This is a genomic window from Chryseobacterium polytrichastri, assembly GCF_900142445.1.
In the GTDB taxonomy this organism is placed as follows: domain Bacteria; phylum Bacteroidota; class Bacteroidia; order Flavobacteriales; family Weeksellaceae; genus Chryseobacterium; species Chryseobacterium polytrichastri.
In genome coordinates, this window is sequence record NZ_FRAV01000008.1 from 94,839 (window position 1) to 119,350 (window position 24,512).

Consider the following 24,512-nt stretch of genomic DNA (forward strand, 5'->3'; position numbering starts at 1 on the left):
TATGAGCAGGAATAAATTCCTATACATTCATCTCCTACAGTCTCAATAGTTTTTTAAATATAACTCAATCTACTTTTATTATATTTCATTCTTCAAAAAATTGATAAAGAATATTTAAAAAAGCGTGCTTCAATCTTCCTTAGTATATAACACATTTGAACTAATAAGTAATATTATTTGAGCTAAAAAGTACATTGTGTTTATTGGAGAGTGTATAACTTTATATCTCCAAAATAAACAGAGGCCAAATTTACAGGATACACTGTCTTAGAGTTTGTACTTATTGTTTACCTTAGTATGAAACAGAAATGACTCAAATTGAGTATTAAAAAAGGGAGTAAATGATAAAAATGATAAAAGTTCCAACTTCGTTGATTGGATGCGATGCTCCACAAAATTCCTTGATGCTAGATGGTTGCTCTCTAATTGAGCAATGTATACACAGTACGGAAGTGAAAGGAACAATGTTTCTCGAACAGCATTTATTAATGATTGTTTTGGAGGGATCCGTAATTCTCAATTATGGAAAACAGGAATATAAGCTTGGTAAAAATGATATGATTTTGCTTAAAAAAGCAACTGCTGTAAAGTATCATAAATTCGGCAATGCTGAAAACGACAATATCTATGACAGCTTGATGTTTACTATCAAAGATGATCTTTTAAAGTCATTTTTGTCAACCTCAGAAATTAAGGTTTCAAAACCTGAAGGAGAAATCAAAACAGGAGTTTACCCAATGAATGAATGTTTGGTTGCATTTGCACATTCTATGAAACCTTATTTTTTTGATCAATCTGTGGTTCATCCCGGACAACTTCGGCTGAAAATTATGGAATTGCTATATGATGTTGCAGAATGCAATCGAAATATGTTCCTCCAAATCCTGCAGCTACACGAACCTGTGCGTACAGACATCCGTAATGTCGTGGAACAGCATTATGCTTCACCGGTTTCTGTTGCTGAACTAGCTTATCTGTCCGGCAGAAGTTTGTCAAGTTTTAAGAGAGATTTTCAGAATATATACAATGTTGCACCCGCAACCTGGATCAGAGAAAAGAGATTGGAAAAGGCTAAAGATATGCTGGAAACAACGATGCTATCTGTTTCAGATATTTGTTACTCCTTAGGATTTGAGAATGTCTCTCACTTTTCAAGAATATATAAAGAATTTCACGGACAGGCACCAAGTACCTCTCGTTAGTAGATAATTTAAAATATAAAGTTATGAAAGTATTTGTCATTGGAGGAAATGGTAGAGTTGGATCTCTTTTAGTTGATAAATTAGCTGCTCAATATCAAGTTGTAGCCGGCTCAAGAAGCCCAAAGCCAGAAAAGAACTTGGATAATATTGAGCATAGCCACATTGATTTGCTAAGTGATATTGATACGATTGCAAAAAGTATGAAGGATGTTGATGTTGTTTATTTTGTTTCTGGTTCACGTGGGAAAAATCTTCTGCAGATAGATTTACACGGAGCGATAAAATCGATGCAAGCTGCAGAGAAAGTTGGTGTTAAACGTTACATTATGCTGAGTTCTATTTTCGCATTGCAACCTGAACGTTGGAAAGAATCTTTCCTGAGCGACTTAACAGATTATAATATTGCCAAGCACTATGCTGACCTTTATCTTACCACTCAAACCCAACTTGATTACACGATTTTGCAGCCGGGAGCGCTCAAAGAAGAACAAGGAACGGAGAAAATAGAGACTAATGTTACCAATCCGGGATCTAATTCTATTGCTAATGTGGTAGATACCCTCGTTGCAATATTAGAAAATCATTCAACAATCGGTAAAGTTATTTTGATGCACGATGGCGATACGCCGATTGCTGAAGCTTTACATCAAATCAAATAAAATTCAGGTATTTCATTAATTTAATCATATTCTTCCAGTCAGTTTTAAATTTGCTATTAAAAAAAAAATTTAGCTAAATCTGATTTAGGCAGAAACTTTCACATTGTATTTCACAATTTCCAATTCCAAAAAAGGACTAATTAGTCAAAATATTTGAACTAATTAGAAAAACTATCATTCTTTCGTCATTGTACCTTTGTTATAGAAAAAAAGCTTAATAATTCTGCCAAATAGAACAGTAATTTATGCTCGTAAAAATAACAATCCTCAAAAAAACAAGACGATTTATGAAAAACATTCCAGAACAAAAAAACATTCTTCCAAGCTCCACAGATAGTAATGCTGTTGGTTTAAGGCAAGTTATTGGAAAAACTTCGAAGAAGATATTTTCCACAATATCAGCGTTGACCATTATCTCAGTCTTAACAATTGGTGGATTATTAATTTCCTGTCAAGATAAAAACAATAAAAATAATAAAACAGAAGTTATGCAAAACAATCAAGAACAAAAACAAGGTATCCTGAAAGCAATAGATCTATACGTTGAAGCAGGAAGAAAAGGTGATGGCAATATTGCAAAACCAGTATTTGCATCAACTGCAACAATGTCGTGGTCTGAAGATGGAGCGTTGAAAAGTGTTCCAATTCAGGTATTAATCGATGGGTTTTCAGCATCCGAGCCAATGGAAGCAAATTATAAACTGACAACCCTGAATGTAGAAGGTGATGCTGCAATCGTGAGAATTGAATCTCAGTTCGGAACCAACAAATTTGCTGATATGTTTACCTTAGTGAAAGATGGTAGCGATTGGAAAATCATCAGTAAAATCTATCAAGTAATAAAATAAAATTATGTCAGTAAATAAAAATATAAATACGGTTATGGACTACGAAGATGTTTTGGAAGCAATGGAGGGCTATGTCCACGGATTAAAAACAGGAAACGTAGCAGAATTAAAAAAGACCTTTCATCAGGATGCAATTATGTATGGTCATTTAGGTGATGATTTGTCGCAAGGAAGTATCGATAATCTGTATACTTATGTTGAGAAATTTGGGGCAGCACCCAACATCAAAACCAATCTTACGGTTTTACACAAAACGCCTAGTACGGCAATTGTTCGCATCGAGATGGAACACGATGCTGCAGATGAAGATTTCACCGATTACCATTCATTAATCAAAATTAATGGAAAATGGAGAGTCGTTGCAAAGCTTTTTCATCTCTACGATAAATAATTAAAAAAAAACTTAACGTTAAAGTTTTTACTGGGAGCACCAAACCGCTTCCAGTGGAAGTTTGCGTTTAAAAAGTTAGATATGTCAAAATTATTCAGTCCGTTGACTGTCAAATCAGTTACGTTTAGAAATAGAATTATCAACTCACCCATGTGTATGTATATGGCCCACGATGGGTTTGCAAGTGATTGGCACTTGGTTCATTATGGTTCCAGAGCAATGGGAGGAGCGGGTGCGGTAATGCTGGAAGCAACAGCCGTAAGAGCTGACGGGCGCATTGGGGTTGGCGATTTGGGAATCTGGAAAGATGAACATGTTGAAATGCTTACTAGAATAACGTCATTTATAAAAAGTACAGGAAGTGTTCCTGCTATTCAATTAGCGCACGCCGGTAGAAAAGGAAGTACTTGGGCTTCAGGACGTGAAAGTCACCCATTAATGCCCAACGAAGAAAATGGATGGGAAGTCATTGCACCTTCTGCCATTGCATTTTCACCAGAAATGCAAACGCCCCGAGAGATGACTCTGCAGGATATAGAAGAGATTCAACAGGCTTTTGTAGATGCAGCTGTGAGAGCTTTAAAAGCTGGTTTTGAACTGATTGAAATTCATAGTGCCCACGGTTATCTCATTAATGAATTTCTATCTCCTATTCCAAACAAAAGAACCGATCATTATGGCGGAATCATTCAAAACAGGGCAAGGTTTTTATTTGAAATTATAGATAAAGTAAAAGCCGTATGGCCTTCAGAACTTCCGATTGCCGTTCGTATTTCCGCTACAGATTGGATGGAAGAAGGATGGAATATTGAAGATTCAGTTTGGCTAAGCAAAAAATTATCAGAGAAAGGAATTGATATTATTGATGTCTCTTCTGGAGGTACAGTTCCTAATGCTAAAATTACGGTAGGTTCCGGTTATCAATTACCTTTTGCAAGTACGATTAAACGTGAATTAAGAGATCAATTATTGGTAGGAACGGTAGGTATGATTACCAACGTACATCAAGCCGAAACGATCTTGACCAATGGCGATGCCGATCTTATTTTTATAGGTCGTGAACTTTTGAGAAATCCTTATTTTCCTTTAGAAGCCGCAAAACAACTTCGTTCGGAAATCCCTGTACCTAAACCTTATGAATTGGCATTTTAATCTAAACAAACTTATGAGTATTTATTTAACCGTTGTTGTAAAGGCAAAGCCTGAGTATCAGCAAGAAGTCAAAACGTTATTATATAGTCTCCCAGAATTATCCAAGAAAGAAGATTCCTGCATCCAATATGATGTTCACCAAAGTCTTGATGATGAAAATACTTTTATCCTTAATGAAAAATGGGAAAGTCTAGATGGTTTAAGTCTCCATAATGAGCAACTGTATTCAAAAGAGTTTTTTGCAGCATTCGACAAGTTACAGGAGCATCCCATTCTTTATCGATCAAAGTAAAAAATCAACATTTATAAATTTTTAGAAATATGAAAAAATTAAATGAGTCTGTAACCATTATTACCGGAGCATCTTCAGGAATTGGCGCAGCAACAGCATTAAAATTAGCTAAAGCCGGAACCAGCATTGTTTTGGTATCCAGAGCTGATGATAAAATAGAAAAAGTTAAACAGCAGATCGAAAATGAAGGAGGTAAAGCCGAAATATTTGTTGCCGACGTAACTGATATTGTCCAGATGAATGCAATGGTAGCCTTTACGATTGAGAAGTTTGGAAGGGTAGATAATTTGATTAATAACGCAGGTTTGATGTTATTTTCAAAATGGAAAGATTTAGCAATTTCCGAATGGAATGCAATGATCGACACCAATATTAAAGGATATTTAAATACTATCGCAGCAGTTCTTCCCAAATTATTGGAGCAGAAATCAGGTCATATCCTGAATATGGGATCTGTTGCAGGTATCAATATCAATGAAGGAGCAGGTATCTACCATGGAACCAAATTTTTTGTACGAGCAATCACTGAAAGTTTAAGAAAAGAAGTTTCCGTTCACAAAGGAATTAAAATTAGCCTAATTAGTCCGGGAGTAATCAATACAGGATGGGCAGATAAAGTGACCAACAGAGAAGGGGCAGAAATTGCGGCCGAATTAAATAAGCAGGCTATTGAGCCTGAAGACATTGCTAATGCAGTGTTATTTGCCTTTAATCAGCCTGATAATGTTAGCGTTAATGATATTGTAATCAGCCCAACGCTGCAAGACTGGTAATATTTAATAAAAATAGAATTTTAAGTTATGAATAAATATAGCAAACTATTTTCTCCCTTAGTATTTAATAACGGAATTAGTTTAAACAATAGATTGGTGATGTCACCAATGACTACGTGGGCATCTAACGAAGATTATACCATTTCTGATGAAGAAGTCGAATATTACCAGAAAAGGGTAAATGGGGTAGGATTGGTGATTACAGGATGTACTCATGTATTGGCAAATGGAATTGGATTTACCCACGAATTTGCAGGATATGATGATACTTTTCTTCCAAGTCTGAAAAAGTTGGCCAATGCAGCAAAGAGCGGAGGAGCACCAGCGATTTTACAGATGTTTCACGCTGGAAACAAAGCAATTCCTGGTCTCATACCAAACGGCGAAGTGGTAAGCGCAAGCGAGGTTTCAAGTGGACCGATACTGCTTTCTGAAAAAGAAAATCTTCCGAAAGAATTGAGTGAAAATGAAATTCTAGAAATGATAAAAGCGTTTGGTGATACAACGAGAAGAGCAATCGAAGCAGGTTTTGATGGTGTTGAAATTCACGGAGCTCACGGATTTTTACTTCAAAATTTTATATCTCCGTTTTTCAATAATAGAAATGATCAATGGGGAGGTTCTCTGGAAAATCGTTTACGACTGAGCTTGGAAATTTTAAGAGAGGTGAAAAATATAGTTTCAAAATTTGCTGACCGTCCTTTTTTAATAGGGTACAGAATTTCACCTGAAGAATTTCCTCAGCAAACCTATGGACTTCCAGATACTTTTATTTTAATGGATAAATTGATTGAAGAAAACCTCGATTATCTACATTTCTCTCTTCTGGATGCTGTCAATCAGAAACCAATTAATTCAGAATTTTCAGATAAGCCAATATCAGTTGTATTAAACAATTATGTTAATAACAGAGTTCCTGTTCTTGTTGCCGGAAGTGTTACAACACCAGCGATGGCCGATCAGGTTTTAGATTATGGCGTTTCTATGGTAGCCATAGGCAGAACTTTGATTATTAATCCAAATTGGGTAGAATTAGTTGAAAGTGGGGAAGAAGAAAAAATAGATTCAATTCTTAAACTTAATACAGTTGAAGATAAGAAAATACCAGCGAAATTGATAGTTATATTTGAGGATCTAAAAGGATGGGTTTCTATAGAGGACTAGTGGAGAATAAAGAATTAATTAAAGATTATTAAAAATAATTTTATGAATTTTAAGTAGTGTTCCTTTACTTTCTTAAAAGAATTATTGTTTAAAAATGTTTATCAACATAATCAAAGTTTATAAAGATCTACGATTTTTTTTAAGCAGTCTTTTTTATTAATCAATGTTATTATTTTTCTGTAACCAACGGTGGAGTGTACTCTTTGGTATTGGATATTCTTTAATTATCTCACTCTGAGTCATTTCACCGGAAAGTATTCTTTTAAGAATAAAATCTTTAATTTCCTGAGTATATATGTTTTTTCTGAAATAGGGAATTTTTTCAGATTTATTATGATTTTTATTAACTGCTGAAGGAGGTGCATATAAGATAAGATGCGAACTGTAAATTCTAAAAAAATCATATTCTAATAATTTACACCATCTTAAAAGAAGCTCTGTATCCATAGATTTGTTGGTGTACAATTGTTCAACAATATCTTCTTCTTTACTCAAAAAAATACAAATTCTTTCTATTGAAATCTCTTGTTCTGCAACTCTTTCTTTAATGAGTTCTCCTGGATGTATCTCTTTGTATAACATTTGTTAAATAATTTATTATTAAAACTGTACCTTAAAAGTAAGAATAAGTAAAATATCATTGTCCAGCTACTTATTAAAAAAAACATTTCGTTTTATCAAAATTTTAGTTGAAATAGCTATGAGAGGAATCTTTATTTGATACTTTAAAAATGTTGCAAATATAAAATTCTTAAAATACCTTCTAACGTATATATGAAAACTTTAAGTTAATTTCCGAACGAAAAAAGTCCTCCAAAATGTAGAGAACTTTTTTGTTTGAACTTTATTTTAAAAAAAATCAGTTTTTAATAAACTTAGAACTATACGTTTCTTTTGTATTTTTTACTTGAATAAGGTAGTTTCCACGTATCAGCTCAGAAACATTAATGCCTTTTTTTCCATCTACATCGTCTTTTGATAGTACCAGTTTCCCGTTCATATCATAAATCGTTACTTTTCCTTCAGTATTGAATTGTAGAACATCCTTTACAGGATTAGGATAGAATAATAAATCCTGCTGAATAGGAGAAGCTTCTTTAGTAGATAACACGGTGGAATTGCTATTAAACTTTACTATAGCCGTTTTAATAAAGGAATAAGTTGTTGGGTTGGTAAGATTTGCACTTACATAGATTTCTGTCATATCAGAATTTGTTCCTGCATCTATAAAAGTTTCATTAGCTGTAGGATCAATATCATACTTAACATAGCCATTTGTTCCAAATGTGTTGTCTAGCGTACCATTGGTATTAAAACGGGCTAATATTATTTCTTTATCCTGAGTGGTCGTGGAATTTATGATATAGGTTGCGTTCCCTATTAATAAGATTTTACCGTCCGGCTGTATAAACATTCTTTGAAAATTGGTTTTATACCCAGTTATAGATGACAAAGCTGCAGAAACATTCAGATACCCCGAAAAAGTGGTATTGCCAAAATAAGGGTCTACATTGCCAAACTTATCTGTTTTATAGATTCGGTAATAGTACAGTGACGCTCCGGTGCTATAACCATTGTCTACAGCCAGTGTATAAATGCTGTCCTGTGCATCCATATAATAATCTACACCGGCATTGCTGCCAGAGCTTGATCCCTGAGGAGCAGTAAAATTAAAACTGCTATTTAGAACACCCTGAGAAAAATACTTGTTTACAAATGCCTTTGTACCCTCACTATGACTAACACCTGAATTATTATTAATTTTATACACACCGCCACCAACAAAGTAATTTCCATCAGAAGATTTAAAGATTTTTCCTGCACCGGTACCTACATGAATTCCTGTTCCTCCATATACTGAAGGGACATACACTGGTGAAATGGTAAAGCCTGTAGTACCTGTTTCATTTTTTAACATGACAACACCACGACCTCCCATGTAATACCCGTCACTTGCCAAAATGAAAAAAGTGTCACTGTTGTTATTGTTAGAGAGCTGAACACGCGGGCTCTCTATACAGGGCGCGGGAAAGCATCCTGAATTACTAAAGTCGACATTGTAGTCTGCTGAAGTACCAAATGTAGTGTCTGTACTGCCATCAGTATTTAACCTTTTTACTCTGGAAGTATAGGCACTGTAAGCTTCGCGTGTTAACAATTTTCCATTAGAGTAGAGATGTATGCTGGTATAGGGTTTTGGATTTGAAAAAACTCCCATATTGCCAAAAGAAGTATCCAGTGTACCGTTATTCATGAGTTTTTTTATTTGGTTATTAACCATTAAAAAAACTTTGCCATCATTTGTAACTTGGATATTTGGGCTGCCAACCGGTGCGTCAAAACGTACTCCGTTAGTGCCAAAAGTTAAATCTACTTACCCATTTTGTCCATAAAACAAACCTGCTGAACAAAATGCCAGTAATAGTAAATGTCTCATAAATTATAAATTTTCTGGTTATTAATTTGCTTGCAAAAATATGATTTTTTTTTGAGTAAGAAATTATTAATCAAAAACTCTATTAGAGTGTACCTATGTGAATAATTACAGACTATTAATCGTTTTTTGAGATTATTTTAGATTGAAGCTGCTAATAATTTCCATTTGTTCGAGCAATTTTTTTTGAAATATTTCAAGCGTTTCTGAAATTTATTTTTTCTTACTTGTCGGCATTCTAAATTGCATTAATAATTGAAGTGTATCAATTTTAAGTTCTATAGTATCGATAATTTTTTCCATCCTATCATTTTTTGAGACTGTAGTTATCTCCATAGTTATCGTTTCTGGACTTTATGATGGTTGGGCAATCGAAGCACAAATTTTCAATTTTGCACAAAAGCTTAATCGAAGAACTGCCGTTGAACTTTACGGTTTCGATCGGCTATTGCAAAATCCTTATTGAACTACACCTTTATAAAAACAAGAAAAACTCCTAAATCACCCATCAAAAAAGACACTCTTCTTAAAATAATATCTCCTATCTCTTTAAAATCCTTCTGCGAGAAATCCATAAAGCTACTGAAACTCCCATTCAACAGAGTTTTCATTGTTGGCTTTAAAAGACCAACGAAAACTTGGTTATTAACAGGCATGGGCTTTGTGATGGTGGGGCAATCGAAGTACTTCAGTTCAGCTAATGTACAAAAGCTGAAGTTTGCACTTCAGCCCCAATATTGCCAATACCTTGTTATAGGCTGTGGCTATTCTAGTTTAGATTTTTCCCGCTACTCCAATTCAAAAGTTACTGTTACATTTCCCGAACCTAGATCAGATGCTAAACCTGTTACATCATCCACAGTTCCTAATTTCGTGTAGCTGTATGACGTAGAAAAAGATTTGTAGAAAAGGACCAAAGTTTTTGAGCCGTACAACATCAAATCGCCATTTTTTATTGTTCCGGGATTGGAAGAATTGACAGGCAGACTAGTTGGGAGATCATAATACTTTTCGTTTCCGTTTAACTCAGCCATATTGATGGTTAAAGGCAACATTTCTTTAAATGCTTTTGCGGAATTATTATCTAAAAGTGTAGCGATAAAAGTTTTAGAGTTGACTGTGATTTTTATTTTTCCGTTGGTCATTGTGTTGCTATTTTTGATGGAATGATTGTCATCGTTTTTGTTGCAAGATGCTGCACTGCAAAAAAGAGCTGAAACAAAAGTGAGGATGATTAAAAATGAATATTTCATAATCAGTATTATTTTAAATTAGTTTTAAAAAAACTTTCTAATTTATCGAACGGAATTATTCTCATATTATCATACAAATCAACGTGAACAGCATTCGGAACAATGACCAATTCCTTTGGTTCATTGGCGTTTTGGAATGCGGTTTCGCTAAAATATCTTGAGTGTGCTTTTTCTCCTGCAATAATCAAAATCGGTCTTGGCGAAATTTCTTTGATGTAGCTCAAGATAAGCATATTCATAAAAGATAAAGGTGTGGTTGCGGTCCAGGAATTTCCTGAATTTACCGAACGCTCGTGATAGCCTCTCACAGTGCGATAATAGTCGTAATATTCTTTTAAAAATTGTGGGTCGTTTTCCTTCGGTGTTTTATTGTATTCTTCTCCATAAGCAAATGTTCCTGTTTCTGCGTCTCTCCAACGTTGTTCGCCTAATTGTTCTAACGTTTTTGTGCGTTGTTCTAAAGTTACTGCATCATTATAGCCTTTAGACATCACTCTGGTCATATCGTACATTGTTAAAGTAGCCACCGCTTTTATACGTTTATCTATTGCAGTAGCGTTCAAAGCAAAACCTCCAAAACCACAAATACCGATGATGCCGATTTTGTTTCTATCCACATTTTTTTGCAAACCTAAAAAATCAACTGCCGCACTAAAATCTTCTGTATTTATTTCTGGTGAAGCAAGATTACGAGGTTCGCCTCCACTTTCACCTGTGTAAGATGGGTCGAATGCAATTACTGCAAAACCACGTTCTGCCATTTGATTGGCGTACAAACCAGATGACTGTTCCTTAACTGCTCCGAAAGGTCCACTGATTGCCAAAGCTGATAATTTTTCAGGTGTTATATTTTTTGGAAGATATAAATCGCCTGAAAGCGTAATTCCATAACGGTTTTTAAAACTTACTTTTTGTCGGGTTACTTTATCGCTTAATTTAAAAGTATAATGTTCTGTTGTTTTCATTTTTTCTGATTGTACGTTCTGTGCAAATACTTGTCCTGTTATCAGGAATAGCATTGTAATTAGAAGTATATTTTTCATTTTAACTGAATTAAATTGTTTTTAAAATTTTTGCAGGAATTCCGCCCACAATCGTATTATCGGGAACATCTTTTGAAACAACCGAACCTGCGGCTACAACTGCATTTTCGCCAATAGTTACCCCTTGCAAAATCGTAGCATTTGCACCAATCCAGGCGTTCTTTTTAATGTGAATAGGTTTTGGAATTAAAGAATGTCGGTCTTCAATGGAGGTTGGATGTCCTTCGGTTAATAAACTTACTTTCGGAGCAATTAATACATTGTCTTCGATCGTAATTCCGCCCAAATCGAGGAAAACGCAATCAAAATTGATAAACACATTTTTGCCGATTTTAGTATGTCTTCCATAATTGATATGCAAAGGCATAAAAACGGTTACGCTTTCGTCAATTTCAGTCTCTGTAATTTGACTTAAAAAACGTCTGATTGATTCTGGTTCAGTTGCATTATTCATTTGAACCAACAATTTTTTTGTAACAAAAGAAGCTTCACGCATTTTATAACCATCCGGGTCGTTTGGCAAAATGATTTCTCCATTGCGTAACCTTTCAAAAATATCTGTTGTCTGCATTGCCTTTTAATTAATATAGCAAAGTTAATAGCATTTAAAAAGCGTTTTATTACATTAATGGCGTAATTAATGTCAAATATTGCCTATTTTTGTTTAAGTATTTTTATTTAAATAAACAATGTCGGAAAATCAAAAAGTTATCCTCTATAAAACCGCATCAACGGCTGAATTTCCCGAAGATTTTCAAACCCGGTTTCACACGCATGTTTATTGTCAAAGTGGAACTGTGAAATTTATGTTTAATGATAAGCAATATCAATGTAAAAAGGGGGAATTTATCTTTTGGTTAGCAGGTCTTGATGTTTCGGATTTATCTTTTTCAGCAAATTTCAAAGCAACCTTGCTTTTTGTGGACAGTGACTTATTATCGTCAAATGTACCAAGTGCCAATGCGAGTATCGACAGTATAATCCATTCCAGAGAAAATCCGATTTTACACCCTAATAAAAATGACAAAGAGAAAATCTTAAAAAATTTCCAGTTGCTTTATGAAAAATCACAAGAAACAAACCATCGATTTTATGAAGAAATATTGAAACTCCAGATGCAAATTTTCTTGTTGGAAATGTGGCACATTTTTGAAGATGAACTCGACAGAAGAAAACGAAGTTTTCAAAGCGGAACATTATACGAACGTTTTTTGCAATTGGTGCAGGAACATTCTATGCAAGAGCGAGAAGTACGATTTTACAGTGATAAGCTGAACATCACTCCCAAATATCTCAATTATATCTGCAAGGTCAATACCCGAATTACAGCTTCTGAATGGATACAGCGTTATGCAAAAGAACGGATAATGCTCCTATTGCAAAACAAAACCCTCAATATTTCTGAAATTGCCGATGAAATGGATTTTTCGAGCCGTTCATTCTTCACACGTTATGTGAAAAAATTGCTCGGTGTAACTCCGAAAGAATATAGAGAGCGGATATGAAATAATTTTATTTGCGGTGTTTTTTGTCGAGCTCTTGTCAGTTCAAATCTTATAGTGTCGGTTTTAGTGGTTGCATTACCATAACTTATAATGTCCAAATTTAAACAATGCGCCAATATGCACTATACACAATTGCGCTAATGTTGTTTTAATTTCAATTAACTATTTACTAATCATTAATTTAAAATTTATCATATTTGGATAAACGCATAAATTTAAAAAATGAAAGAATGACGTTGAAGATTTTGCTAAAATATTTTATACTGTAGTGTAAACAAAAACAGCTTTAAACTTCTATTAGAATATCTAATTTAATTCTATGAATTATTTCAATCGTTTTTTGAGATTTATTTTGATTTAACGAATTTGTATTTCAATCCGAATATAGGTATAATTATTTATAAGTTTATTCTGCTTGTAATAATGAGCAAAAATATAATGATGCATCAAATAAGAAATGAATATACTTGTTTTAGTATCATTTTCATTTCAAATAATATTCTTAAAATAAATTAATAGACTTGACTTTAATAAATCTTAATTTGTCATTCTGTAGATTTAGTTTCTTCCTCACTGCAAACTCATTTTTAATGTAATTAATATATGATCTTATCTATACGAAACACATTAAAAAAGACTGTTTTTTTTAACAGCCTTCTTTAATTTTAGAGAGATCAATGCATTATTTTTTAATAAAAGTCTTTTTGAAAAATTGTCCATCTATGGTCTCAGCTTTTAAAACATATACTCCTGGGGATAGAGTTGAAACATCAATAGTTTTAAAGTCTTTTATAATAAACATTTTCTTTCCTGATAAGTCATAAACTTCTGCCATAAGAATTTTTGAAACGGACGTTAGTGAAATACTAGTTTCAGCGGGGTTTGGAAAAATCTTTGTTTTTTGATCAAGATTTACTTCGTTTACATTTAAATTTCCGTAAATCAGATTTGCTGTGGCAACGTTTGAAACTAACCCATTGCCATTCTCAACGGTGTAGCTGAAGCTATCGTTCATCCAATTTAATCCTGTAGGTGTATACGTTACTGTTCCATTATTGTTAACCGTCAAAGTTCCGTAGAGAGGATACGATACAATTCTAATCAAAGTTGTTCCAGCTAAAGTTTGATCATTTGCAAGAATATTGAAAGTGTTTGCACCGCTACCGTTTTGAGTAAAGGTATCCGACACAGCCGTGGGTGGCATATTAATAGGTTGTTGTACAACTGCATTTCCAAGTTTTATTAAGAAACCGTCACTGTTACCTGCAGATGGATAATTAAAAATCGTCATGTCTTTAAGGTGTGTGTAGAATTGCCCGACTGTATAAATATTTCCGGATTTGTCTACTGAAATATCATATCCACGGTCGCCACTACCTGGTCCTATATAATCTTCGAGGTCAATCTGATTCCCTGATGGATCTAGAGCCCATGTGAAAACTTCTTCTCCATATCTGCCACTATAATCATTTACAATGATACCTTCAAAATATCCTGTTGCAAGCACATTATTGTTTTGATCAATTGCAAGTCCATCGGCTCCATCAGCAAATTGTACTCCAAGGCTCTTCGCCCATAAATAATTTAAATTATTATCAACCTTTAATACGTAAGCATCAGTCATTCCATATAATCCAAAAGATATAAGGGAATTTTGTGCGTTGGCAAAGTTAAAATCCACAGTACCACCAAAACTGCCAGTTATTAAAACATTGTTATTACTATCAATTTTCACTCTTTGTGACCTTGCTAAATTACTTTGATTGGAGGCTGTAGTTACCCCTGCATTAACAAAATTTCCGTTACTGTCAAGCTTTAGAAGGTACGCTTGTCCTGTAGATGAACTAAGATTAAAAACACCTGTAGGGCTTGGATCAAAATCAGTTACTCCTTTATTATTTCCTGTAACAAAGACATTGAAATTAGAGTCAACAGCAATGGAAGTTCCTACATCACTTCCCATTCCCTGCGTCATCTTCGCCCAGATGAATTGTGCATCTTTGTCTATTTTCAAAATGAAGGAAGTGTCAATATATTCGCTTGTCATACTAAATATACCGGGAGTAATATCAAAATCAGCTGTTTTTCTGAAGCTACCAGTTACATACACTTTATCCAGACTGTCTACAGTAATTCCAAACCCTCTGTCATACTCTATACCTCCTATACTGCCCGCCCAAACAAGCACTCCGTTTCTGTCCAATTTTGCTATAAAAATATCAGCATCTCCATTTGAAGTAAGCATTTTTATTCCTGTTGGGCTGGGGTCAAAATCGACACTCCCGTTAAAATGCCCAGTTAAGTAAATATTACCAGATGAATCAGTTGCCATTGAATTAACATAAGGAGTACCATCTGACGTAGCATTGGATGCAAAAGCTTTCATCCATTTAAGTGAACCATTTCCGGAATATTTTGCCACAAAGGCATCTGATGATCCAGTGCTCACATAACTATTGGCAGAGGATGAAATATCAAAGTCTGAATTGCCTGAAAATTTTCCTGATACTACAACATCGCCATAAATATCTGTTGTAACATGATCGGCAATGTCGTATCCAGTCCCTCCAATATTTCCACCCCAACTGTAAGACGGAAGATAGGCTAATTGAGAGTAAGACATCATTGATGTCATTATGCTAAAAAAGAGTAAAGATTGTTTTATCATATAGTTAATTTTTTATTTAATTTGCAAATATATCAGTTGTTAAGAATTTACATTAGTCAAAGTAAAAACTAAACAAGAAAATTTTCTGCCCTGATTTTAAGTATTTTTCTGGTAACTCAAATCGATTCCATCGTTTTTTGAGATATTTACTATTACTTGTTGATTCTTGACTCAAATTAATCATCATTTTTTTTCACTAAACATTTCTTGTTTACAATGTAGTAAAAGGACTTATTATCGTACTACCAATCAATTTTAGATCAATTAGCTTTTCGCTCATAAATATAATATATTAATTCACTTCCCATAAAAGGATTATCTTCAAGAAGATGCAGCCTATTACCTTCAATTTTTAATTTATAGCTTCTAATGATCTTACTTCCATCAGAAGCTCCTCCAATTAAATCGATCTTTAATTTATCATTTTTAGAATATAAAATTCCATTGTACCCCTCACGGTTAGGTTTAACAGTATTAGATTCTATATATCCGTTTCCTTTAAACTTTAAAATTCTAGATGTTTCATTCCTAAGCTCTGTAATTATTTTATAGTTTTTATCTGAAAAATAAATTCCTATACATTGATAATATCCTATAGTGTCAATAGTTTTTAAAATATCTTTATTAAAATATTTTATATTTCTTAATGTTTGAGCACTACTCATACAGTTCCCATAAAATAATATCAAAAAAAATACTAATATTTTAGTTGCTTTTTTTACCATGATGTAAAAGGATTTATTGTTTAATATTTGAAATAAGATTTTATTTCACCAAATAACACTTCAAACCTGGTTGAAGAGATATTTGATCGTTTTTTGAGATGCATTTTTTGTCTATGATACGTTTTTCAGCTACAAGAAGTTGACTATTTATAATTTATCTATTGGATAAATGTAGCGATTAAGGCATCACATTTCTAATCACTACATATAATTAAGCCATTTATTCTCTCGTCCAGGTTACAATAATATAAAATGAGGTTTCTCGTTACTCATGTTATACCTTTAGGCAATGCAATTATCTCAAGGAATCTCAATGCATTTTCAATAATGTATGGCCTTGTACTTTCTTTTGGTTTCCAATCTTTATGAAGAAAATATCGAATTAGCTCGGCTATAACAGCCGGCCGATTCAAATTGATATCAACAGTTTGTTGCTCATTAACAGGGTATGGTTTATTATTAGGTAAAGGAGATTCATACTTATACAACCAAATTACTCCATCATCGGGATAACCAACGCGCCATTTCTCTTTTTCTATATCTGATTTAAGCGTTAAATTATCCTCTTCTCGAAACGAAAGTTGAAGTGGAGATTTTTTATGTCCTTCAAGGTAAATCACAACCTTTTCAACGCATTTTGAGTATTCATAATTTGTTAAATGAAGATGCAACCTTTTCCATAAATAAGTCTCATTGTCTATTTTAATTTTCCGTAATATATTTTTTTTCATTAACTGTCTTTTTAAAATGTATTATGACTTTCAAATTTACAAATTGCGTCAATCTGATTTATATAAGTTATTTATGCGACTAATATAAAAATTTAATTTGATCGTTTTTTGAGATTATAAAGTTTCAAATAATATTTTAATAACACAACTTAGTATACCTAAAACAAGTATCGTTTTTAATGTCCAATATTCAAATAGGTTAACGTCTTTATTAATTCTAAATATTGTAGAATTTAGCCCATTATCAGGTTCTACATCAAGTAAATTTTTGACACTTTTTTTCTCTTCATTACTTAAATCTTCATTCAAAAATGATTTAAGCTTCTTTTCTAAATAATTTTTTCAATGATAATATGGTACAACGTTTATAGGTTTATATTTTGTCCGATTAAAAGCACTTCATTGTCGCCCGAGCACTAAGCAATTAAAAGGCAGAAACTTTCAAGAACCACGTCACCCGGCATAATTCAAACCTGATGTTGTGTGCTGTGACTTTTTCTGTACTTGGTATACAGTCGTAAAATTATTGGAGTCGTTGATAATATATAAATTCCAAAGATTATTTGTAAAACTATTTTATAATCATCAGAATTTCCAAATCTTTCAAATGTCAACCAATTTGTATTTATTAGTATATCTGAAACAATGATTAAATTAGAAATTATTAAAGCTGGCACAATACTTCTTAAAATTAAGATAATAGCTAAAAAATCTAAGAAAGTTAACGATACCCAATATATGTTTTTCCACGTAGGCACATTTTTATTAAGTATTAAGCCATGATTTAACAAGTCCAATACATGAGTGGTTGTCCCAATGGCAAAACCTAAAACATAAATTGCTAGCAATATTTTTATTGTCTTAGGATATTCTAAAAAGTCTATTTTCAATTATTTTCGTTTTTTTTTGTCAAAAGTCTTAATGTCTAGTCGGTAACAGATTGTATTTCTGCTTTAAGATCATAGGCTTCTGTTATATAATTAGGGTTTAAGTTGATTGACTCTAACATTTTAGTAAGCCTTAAATCATCTAATCTTTTCAAAGATGCTACGAACCGTTTTGCCAAATCCTTAAATGAGTATAAATAAGCTGTTTGCATATCCGGGTTATCACTTAGTGAACATTTCCCGATTTGAAAACTTTTCAATTCCTCTGAAAGCGTATTTATTCTATCTAAAAGTTTTGAAATTTATTGGTAGCTTTAAGTTTAATGAGTTTAATTACGATAAACCTTTTGTATCGTTTTTTGAGATTATTCTTAAATAATTTTTTTTGTTATGAAAATATTGTTGACAACCAAATCTAAACCTAAATATTAATAATATTCTATTTCATAAAAATGTTCAGTAGTGATTGAATTGATTTCTCCTTCGCTAAGTACGTAAATTTTGTTGTTCCACTTATCGTATTTATATTGCGAACGACTTTCAGCTTTTGTTCCATTTTTGATGTCACCAGCGAAACGAAAACGGTGCATAGTGAGATCTCCCATTTCATTATATTCAAAAGTCTCAATACAGTACATATTTTTGTTACTGAAAGCGACACTCTTAATTTTTTGGTTTTTATCATTGTAACTGTTAAAAACTGTTCGATCTCTATAATTCTCTTTGATTAAATTATTATTTTCAGAATAAGAAAATTCTCTGAATCCCAATATCCGATCACCTTCACGCTCTTCAATCCTCACTTTGTTTTTATTATATAGTAAAAGTGTTTTGTAGGGTGAATTAGGAGCTTTACTGTTTTTATAATGAATCGGTCTATCTTGATGATCATATTCAACAGCTGTTTCAGATAATGCTAAAAGTTGATTCTTTTGATTAAACTGATATTTGTTATGATAAACGGTATCGTTTCTTACGACTCTGATTTTTTCTTTCAAACGTTTATTTTCATCATAATGATAGTAGGTATTAATATATCCTCGTTCATTAGTCAAGTATTTTTTTCCTTCCTGATCAAATAGATCATAAGAAAACAAATTCTTATCCCCATTGTGTGCATACTTAATATATGTTGAAATTTTTTTTATTTGTTTTACCCCTTTTTTAGGTAAAAATTCAAAAGGCTTTACCTGAAAGATGTACACCCCATAATCAAGATTTAATGTAGGATTTACAAACTTAAAATTCTCAATTTCAACATCCTTAATGTTATCAAATTTAAGATCTTCAACATTAAAATAAATTCGGTCTGAAGAAGTGGATGTGTTCTGAGAGTACATAACAACATTCAGTAAAATAAAGAATGAAAAGAAGATTGTTTTCATAAAATCGTTTCACAAAAATAACGAAACTATACAACATTTGGTAAAGATTTATCTACGATACAATTTTTTTTATTTTGTTATTTGTGTTGTCATCGTTTTTTGAGATTTCATATTTATTTTTGTATTCAGTAATTAAATTTTGATTTCTTTATATTAGTTATCTTTCAATTAAAATAAAAACTTCAATTTATATTTCATGTAGGTTGACTTAAGCCTATACTATCTTTTATTTTTTAATAACAGTTCAAACTTATTTTTACCAATTATAGCGTAAGTTATATTTGGTTTATAATTATTTATTTTAAGCAAATCAATATATTTTTTCACATCTTCATCCTTACAATTTGCGCCAAATGTTATTTCAACTAATGATTTTTTATCAAAATCGTATGTTCCAGTTTTTGGTTTAATTACTCGATATTCTTCTTCGTAACTCCAATGCTCTGATTTTGTCTGAAACATAAATTCTAAAAGATCTTCCTGATTTTTAAGATAATTAAATTTTGGGTAATCTGCTTTGTATAATACTTTAATAGGAACAGTGAATGTTTCTAATGATCTTAATAAATCAAATTTTAAGCATATTCCTTGATGCTTGTTAGTATAGTGTGACCACATTAGAATATTTAAATTTGTTGTAGTAAAACACGTAATTCCAGTTTTATTTGAAGAATCACTAACTTTATCCTGAACTGTTTTATTAAAAGAAGTAGGATTACGTTTTATTTGATCTAAAATTATCTTTCTTTCAGTGCTGGTTGTACCATTAGAATTAACAAATTTTAAAATATCATTTTCTTCATAATTACTTAAACAAACTAATTGACAATCAAATGGATCATTGAAATCTTTTGCACTACCAAACCAAATTGAATTTTCATTAATTACCTTTTCAGTATTTTCATTAAGTGCATAATACTTATATAAATATTTAGGAAGACTTCCTTGATTAATCATTTGTTCTACCAGTTGTATCTTATCTTTAGAAATTGTAAACATTTTTTATCGTTTTTTGAGACAGTTTCTGTTAATAATGTTAAAAATTTAAATCTTATTACAGAATTATTTATTTCCGAATTTTTAATATTGCTTTTTCTAATTTATCTAATTTTTCAGAAATATTACCATTTTTTATATAAAAGTCTTCTAAATCCGAATCAGGTGATGTTGTCCTTCTGTAATGTTCAATAGAAATTGTTTTCTGCTTCTTTATTAATTTTCCATTTTCAGTTTGCGAAAATGAATACTCCACCGTATAATTTTTGGGTCTTTCATTACTTAAATTTTGAGCAAACATATCTGCAGTAGTAGATACATTGTATTGTATTTTTTCTTTTTTCTCAATAAAATTTAGATTTCGGTCTTTTATTATTTCATTATTAACCACTTTCAATTCTGGTGTAATAACAAAGTTCACTTTATAAGCTCTACTACCGCCAGTATTTTGAATTACTAACAATACTTTTCTACTAATTGTCTTTAGATCAAAATTAATATCAATATCGGCTTCATACTCATCTTCCTGTTTCCAGGAAATACGTTGAGAATTGAAATTTGCAATAATTGCAGCAACTACCGCTAAGGCAGCAGCTGTAACTTCCCAATTAGAATTTATAATAGAATATACAATCAAAATTATGGAACCAAGTAAAGCTGAATATTCTATACTTAGTATTAAAGTTCTTGAAATTTTTTTACTCATATTGCTTTTTAATTTGTATACAGAAACTTTAAGAGTTTAATCGTTTTTTGAGATTATTTATAATTCAAAACCAAATTCTCTCAAACATTTACAAACTGCTTTTAAATCAAATGCAGTTCCTCCAATTCCTGTTCCCACTATATGACCACAGCGAAAATATAAGTTCTCGTGAATTTCTATTTGAACCTTATCAGACCTAATAGTCCAAAGGTTTCCTTCCCATTCATAATTTAGTTTTTGTTCGCAGAATTTATCAAATTTTTCTACAGAATATTCATCAGTAGTAGATAATTGGCTGTGCCAACCCATAGCAGAACAAAAAAGCAAATTTAATTGTGACTTAGTTAAATCTTTAAGATGCATTGTATTTATTTATCGTTTTTAGATTATTTATTATTGTAATTTTCACTATAGTACGACTCTGCTTTTAATTCTTTTTGAGCATCGTTTAGACCACTATCTTTTAAAGCATCTTTGTATATTTGTTTAATAAAATTCTTTTCTTCTTCAAGAAAATTTAAAGCATTGTCCATAAGAAATGGTAATAACATTTCTCTGTTTGGATTAAAGTTTTTTGATCTTAAAAGTAATTTTCTAATTGGAGTATCCATAAATATTGTTTTTTATTAATTATTTTTTTATTCTCCTATTTATCATTTTTTGAGATTTTAATAGCAATTACAACGGTTTGCAGCTTGGCGAAGTGGCGGCTTTCGAAGTAAAAATACTGAGTTTTGCCCAAAAGTTTAATCTAAGAACTGCCGTTGAATTTAGCACTGAAACCGCCATTTCGCCAAACTGCTGTTATGCGTTCGTGCTTCTGCTTGGTCTATCGTCAAATTATTTGTGTCTTAATGTTTACGATTAAGTTATTAAAAAGGAGGTGATTGTCGGTTAGAATGTTTTTTGAAACCATAACTCTAACGTCTTCCCTTAAATTCACAAACAACTTCACTTCATTTGGATTAAATCTAATTTTGTCGAAAGTTGCATTGTCGTTAAGTGCAATTTTTAAATGGTCGGTAATGTTTTCCTTATACATCAGGTTTTGTCTAATAAAGTCGGGTGTAATTTCACCATCTGAAACAGGTCGTTCAATCATGCAGATTGCAAAACGACTTGGTTTTTTAACGGCTTTTTCTGCCTGACTAACAGCAAACTTGAAAGGTTCGGTAGAACCATTGGCAAATGATTTTAGTTCTACAAACATTGACTGTCCATTTTTTGTATTCCTAATTTCAAAATCATGTGAGCCCCAACCTTGGTGTATTATTTCCGCTTCAATACCTTCTTGTAAAAGAGCTTCTTTAAAAACCAGTTCCACGTTTTCGCCAATTCGCTTTAAATAGTCAAAGTGTAATTTGTCTTCAAGTAGTTCTCTTGCATGTTCCATAATTCCTTCCATAGAACCAATTTGACCTACTATTTGAACCAGTTCCTTGATGGAATTTACATTATTTGAAATTGCATTGATTTCTGAATCGGAAAGATTTGATTCTGCAAGTTTGGCAAGAGATTGCAACTTTCCGCTTTGAACAATTACAAAAGCCTGGTCTCGTTTTTCATCGTCAAAAGTTTCTAAAAATAGTTGCGGTCTATGGCTTGCAAACCATTTAAACATTTCCTTTAATTCTTCTATTTCCAAACCTGAATCATTGAACCATTTGAACGTAAGTCGTAATGCAGTTAAATATGATTTTGATTCTCTGTCGCCACTAAATTCACTAAAGCCATCATCAATTACTTTTGCGATGCTCTTGTTGCCTTTACTTTTTTCTCTTTTTAGTAGCGTTGTGTTTATTTCAAAATCTTTATGAAGTAGGATTTCTTTATAGTCATTGCCTGTAATTAGTAAATGAATTTTAAAAAGACCATCTTCACTATCATCAATTCCTTCGTCCCAATTAATTTCATCTTTCCTATGAAGGAATTTATCAAGTTGATTTGGAATGATGCTGTATTTGTCAAGGAAATTATCATCGTATTTCAAAGTAAACTCAATGAGTTCATTAAGCCATTTTGTAGAGTCACTAAGCTTTGTTGAAAGAGTTGGCAAATCTCCAAGTTTGCTCACTTCATCAAGTAAAAAGTCAACAGTAAATTTATTTTTTGTGAAAATGCTGAAATCAATTGCATTATACCAGTTCAAAAAATTAATTTCTTCTGGAGTTTTATTTGGTTTAAAGCCTGTAACTGATTTATAGAAACTAAGCAAAAATTGCAAATGAGTTTCTTTTTGCATCTCGTCCGCTGGAATGTATGGGAAAAGGGTGTCTTTTAAAAGAATTCTTTCCGAATAACTGTCCACAATTTTAGCGTTAAGTAATAAGTCTTTTATTTTATCAAGGATATTAGTTTTGTACCATGTTTTATCTGTTTCATTTTTCAAATGTATTGTTGGGCAATTCAATAGGTAAAAGCAATCTTTTACAGACTCATTTGAAACATGGGTAATTAGTTTGGAAAAAGCGACAACTGCATTTTTGATAATATTTCTATTCGGAACGTCATTATTGCTAAGGTTTATCCCATCTCGTTCATTTTTTGGAATAAATGACTTTGAATTAATTACAACAGGAAAACTAAAGTCTTCCGTTCCAATCATTGGCAAAGAGCAAAATAGTTTAGTTATACTTTTAGGATAAGGTAAAATCTTTCCTTGTTGAATATTCACTATTATTTCAGTTCCTTGTTCATTGAATATTTTAAGATTTATTTCTTCGGGTTCTTCATTTTCTTTTAGCCCAATTGTTACAACGCTTACATCAACTGCATCAGTTGTTCTATTTTTTATTGAAAACCGTTTTGATTTTGATTGAAAAAAATCATTGCTCTGGTTGTCTATTGTTACAGATTGAACCTTGGGCATGAAAGCAAGAGTGTAGGGAAGTACATCGGTAACATATTCTAACCCTTTATTGACTATTTCTATTGGGTTTATATTGTCAAGATGAATAGTTAAATCGTATGTGAAAACTGTATTGAATTCTTTGGGATTATAATCTATGGTTTGGACATTTTGGTTAAGTTCTTTAGATGAATCTTGTATTGATTTTTTAAGAGCTTCTTTATCATTGTATTGAAGTCTATTTAAATCAAACTTAAACTTTGAATATGAATCTTGTATTCTTTCAGATTTAATTACACCTTCTACTGTGATTTTTGCTGAAAGAATATGTGTTGATATGAAGCCCGTTCCAAACTGTCCTATCATATCCTTATCTTTTAATTCTTCGCTGTCTTTTCCTGAATCAGGGGCAATTAAATTTTCTGTATCAATTGGTCTAAATGGGTTGCCGTTGTGCTTGAATATAATTTTGTTTTCTTGCAATTCTAAAATTATGTCAACTGTGTCATTGTAGTCACTTGCATTTTGTAGAAGTTCCCAAAACCACCTCCTTTGTAAATCTAAAACGTTGCTGGGAATCGGCACTAACTTTTCAAGTAGTCTTTTAGCTGGTATATTTAATCTTTGTTGCTCTCTTGCTTCTTCTAATTCAGAATGAATGTTTTGTTGTTGGAGATTCTCGTTCATTAGCTTGCTTTTAGAATAAGTGTTTTGTTGGTTAATTTATTGTTATCGGGTTTAATACTGTCGTGCATGACGCACAACGGTTTGGCGCTTGGCGAAGAAGAGGATTTCGAAGCGCTAAACTGTCAACCCAGCTCAAATGTTGATACGAGGCAGAAAGTTCAAT

The 24,512-nt window shown here is 32.2% G+C and carries 24 protein-coding genes; 9 read left to right on the forward strand and 15 right to left on the reverse strand.

The window, feature by feature from the left end:
• The first annotated feature begins 341 nt into the window (after positions 1 to 341).
• From BUB80_RS06860 to BUB80_RS06895, 8 genes are all read left to right on the forward strand, one after another.
• The gene (locus BUB80_RS06860; protein WP_073292141.1) at positions 342 to 1,202 is read left to right on the forward strand and encodes an AraC family transcriptional regulator; all 861 of its coding nucleotides are present in this window, start codon (positions 342 to 344) and stop codon (positions 1,200 to 1,202) included.
• A gap of 23 nt (positions 1,203 to 1,225) precedes the next feature.
• A complete protein-coding gene (locus BUB80_RS06865; RefSeq protein ID WP_073292143.1) occupies positions 1,226 to 1,861 on the forward strand; it encodes an NAD(P)H-binding protein in 636 nt (211 codons plus the stop codon).
• A 287-nt stretch (positions 1,862 to 2,148) separates the two neighbouring features.
• The gene (locus BUB80_RS06870) at positions 2,149 to 2,709 is read left to right on the forward strand and encodes a nuclear transport factor 2 family protein (protein ID WP_175549573.1); all 561 of its coding nucleotides are present in this window, start codon (positions 2,149 to 2,151) and stop codon (positions 2,707 to 2,709) included.
• Positions 2,710 to 2,713: 4 nt separating this feature from the next.
• Positions 2,714 to 3,100 (forward strand): nuclear transport factor 2 family protein, encoded by a 387-nt coding sequence (locus BUB80_RS06875; RefSeq protein WP_073292147.1) that lies wholly within the window; start codon positions 2,714 to 2,716, stop codon positions 3,098 to 3,100.
• Between the two features lie 81 nt (positions 3,101 to 3,181).
• On the forward strand, positions 3,182 to 4,252 hold the full coding sequence (locus tag BUB80_RS06880) for an NADH:flavin oxidoreductase/NADH oxidase (RefSeq protein ID WP_073292149.1): 1,071 nt from the start codon (positions 3,182 to 3,184) through the stop codon (positions 4,250 to 4,252).
• A gap of 13 nt (positions 4,253 to 4,265) precedes the next feature.
• On the forward strand, positions 4,266 to 4,544 hold the full coding sequence (locus tag BUB80_RS06885; RefSeq protein WP_073292278.1) for a putative quinol monooxygenase: 279 nt from the start codon (positions 4,266 to 4,268) through the stop codon (positions 4,542 to 4,544).
• A 29-nt stretch (positions 4,545 to 4,573) separates the two neighbouring features.
• The gene (locus tag BUB80_RS06890) at positions 4,574 to 5,317 is read left to right on the forward strand and encodes an SDR family oxidoreductase (RefSeq protein ID WP_073292151.1); all 744 of its coding nucleotides are present in this window, start codon (positions 4,574 to 4,576) and stop codon (positions 5,315 to 5,317) included.
• A gap of 27 nt (positions 5,318 to 5,344) precedes the next feature.
• On the forward strand, positions 5,345 to 6,481 hold the full coding sequence (locus BUB80_RS06895) for an NADH-dependent flavin oxidoreductase (RefSeq protein WP_073292153.1): 1,137 nt from the start codon (positions 5,345 to 5,347) through the stop codon (positions 6,479 to 6,481).
• A gap of 156 nt (positions 6,482 to 6,637) precedes the next feature.
• On the opposite strand, the gene BUB80_RS06900 is transcribed toward BUB80_RS06895, so the two are convergent.
• From BUB80_RS06900 to BUB80_RS06925, 5 genes are all read right to left on the reverse strand, one after another.
• Complete coding sequence (locus BUB80_RS06900) at positions 6,638 to 7,063, reverse strand: transposase (RefSeq protein ID WP_073292154.1); 426 nt, start codon at positions 7,061 to 7,063, stop codon at positions 6,638 to 6,640.
• Between the two features lie 277 nt (positions 7,064 to 7,340).
• A complete protein-coding gene (locus BUB80_RS06905; RefSeq protein WP_073292156.1) occupies positions 7,341 to 8,735 on the reverse strand; it encodes a T9SS type A sorting domain-containing protein in 1,395 nt (464 codons plus the stop codon).
• 968 nt (positions 8,736 to 9,703) lie between these two features.
• A complete protein-coding gene (locus BUB80_RS06915) occupies positions 9,704 to 10,168 on the reverse strand; it encodes a cyclophilin-like fold protein (RefSeq protein WP_073292160.1) in 465 nt (154 codons plus the stop codon).
• Between the two features lie 8 nt (positions 10,169 to 10,176).
• Entirely contained in the window at positions 10,177 to 11,211 is a 1,035-nt protein-coding gene (locus BUB80_RS06920) for an alpha/beta hydrolase (protein ID WP_073292162.1), read from the reverse strand.
• 10 nt (positions 11,212 to 11,221) lie between these two features.
• A complete protein-coding gene (locus BUB80_RS06925; protein WP_073292164.1) occupies positions 11,222 to 11,782 on the reverse strand; it encodes a sugar O-acetyltransferase in 561 nt (186 codons plus the stop codon).
• Positions 11,783 to 11,900: 118 nt separating this feature from the next.
• Between BUB80_RS06925 and BUB80_RS06930 the strand changes: the two genes are divergently transcribed.
• The gene (locus tag BUB80_RS06930; protein ID WP_073292166.1) at positions 11,901 to 12,716 is read left to right on the forward strand and encodes an AraC family transcriptional regulator; all 816 of its coding nucleotides are present in this window, start codon (positions 11,901 to 11,903) and stop codon (positions 12,714 to 12,716) included.
• 682 nt (positions 12,717 to 13,398) lie between these two features.
• On the opposite strand, the gene BUB80_RS06935 is transcribed toward BUB80_RS06930, so the two are convergent.
• The 10 genes from BUB80_RS06935 to BUB80_RS06980 form a co-directional block, all read right to left on the reverse strand.
• Positions 13,399 to 15,384 (reverse strand): Ig-like domain-containing protein, encoded by a 1,986-nt coding sequence (locus BUB80_RS06935; RefSeq protein ID WP_083547092.1) that lies wholly within the window; start codon positions 15,382 to 15,384, stop codon positions 13,399 to 13,401.
• A 260-nt stretch (positions 15,385 to 15,644) separates the two neighbouring features.
• Positions 15,645 to 16,109, reverse strand: coding sequence for a hypothetical protein (locus BUB80_RS06940; protein ID WP_073292168.1), 465 nt, complete (start codon positions 16,107 to 16,109; stop codon positions 15,645 to 15,647).
• Positions 16,110 to 16,378: 269 nt separating this feature from the next.
• Entirely contained in the window at positions 16,379 to 16,840 is a 462-nt protein-coding gene (locus tag BUB80_RS06945; protein WP_073292169.1) for a hypothetical protein, read from the reverse strand.
• A 467-nt stretch (positions 16,841 to 17,307) separates the two neighbouring features.
• Positions 17,308 to 17,730 carry a hypothetical protein gene (locus tag BUB80_RS23365; RefSeq protein ID WP_139262575.1) on the reverse strand — a complete coding sequence of 141 codons (423 nt, stop codon included), beginning with the start codon at positions 17,728 to 17,730 and terminating at the stop codon, positions 17,308 to 17,310.
• A gap of 425 nt (positions 17,731 to 18,155) precedes the next feature.
• Positions 18,156 to 19,112, reverse strand: a complete 957-nt coding sequence (locus BUB80_RS06955; RefSeq protein WP_073292172.1) for a hypothetical protein — start codon at positions 19,110 to 19,112, stop codon at positions 18,156 to 18,158.
• A 219-nt stretch (positions 19,113 to 19,331) separates the two neighbouring features.
• The gene (locus tag BUB80_RS06960) at positions 19,332 to 20,111 is read right to left on the reverse strand and encodes a DUF2971 domain-containing protein (RefSeq protein ID WP_083547094.1); all 780 of its coding nucleotides are present in this window, start codon (positions 20,109 to 20,111) and stop codon (positions 19,332 to 19,334) included.
• A 67-nt stretch (positions 20,112 to 20,178) separates the two neighbouring features.
• Positions 20,179 to 20,814: a hypothetical protein gene (locus BUB80_RS06965; protein ID WP_073292176.1), complete on the reverse strand. Its 636-nt coding sequence runs from the start codon at positions 20,812 to 20,814 to the stop codon at positions 20,179 to 20,181.
• A gap of 57 nt (positions 20,815 to 20,871) precedes the next feature.
• Complete coding sequence (locus BUB80_RS06970; RefSeq protein WP_139262577.1) at positions 20,872 to 21,177, reverse strand: hypothetical protein; 306 nt, start codon at positions 21,175 to 21,177, stop codon at positions 20,872 to 20,874.
• 23 nt (positions 21,178 to 21,200) lie between these two features.
• Positions 21,201 to 21,425, reverse strand: a complete 225-nt coding sequence (locus BUB80_RS06975) for a hypothetical protein (protein ID WP_073292180.1) — start codon at positions 21,423 to 21,425, stop codon at positions 21,201 to 21,203.
• A 224-nt stretch (positions 21,426 to 21,649) separates the two neighbouring features.
• Positions 21,650 to 24,349 (reverse strand): sacsin N-terminal ATP-binding-like domain-containing protein, encoded by a 2,700-nt coding sequence (locus BUB80_RS06980; protein ID WP_073292182.1) that lies wholly within the window; start codon positions 24,347 to 24,349, stop codon positions 21,650 to 21,652.
• Between the last annotated feature and the right edge of the window lie 163 nt (positions 24,350 to 24,512).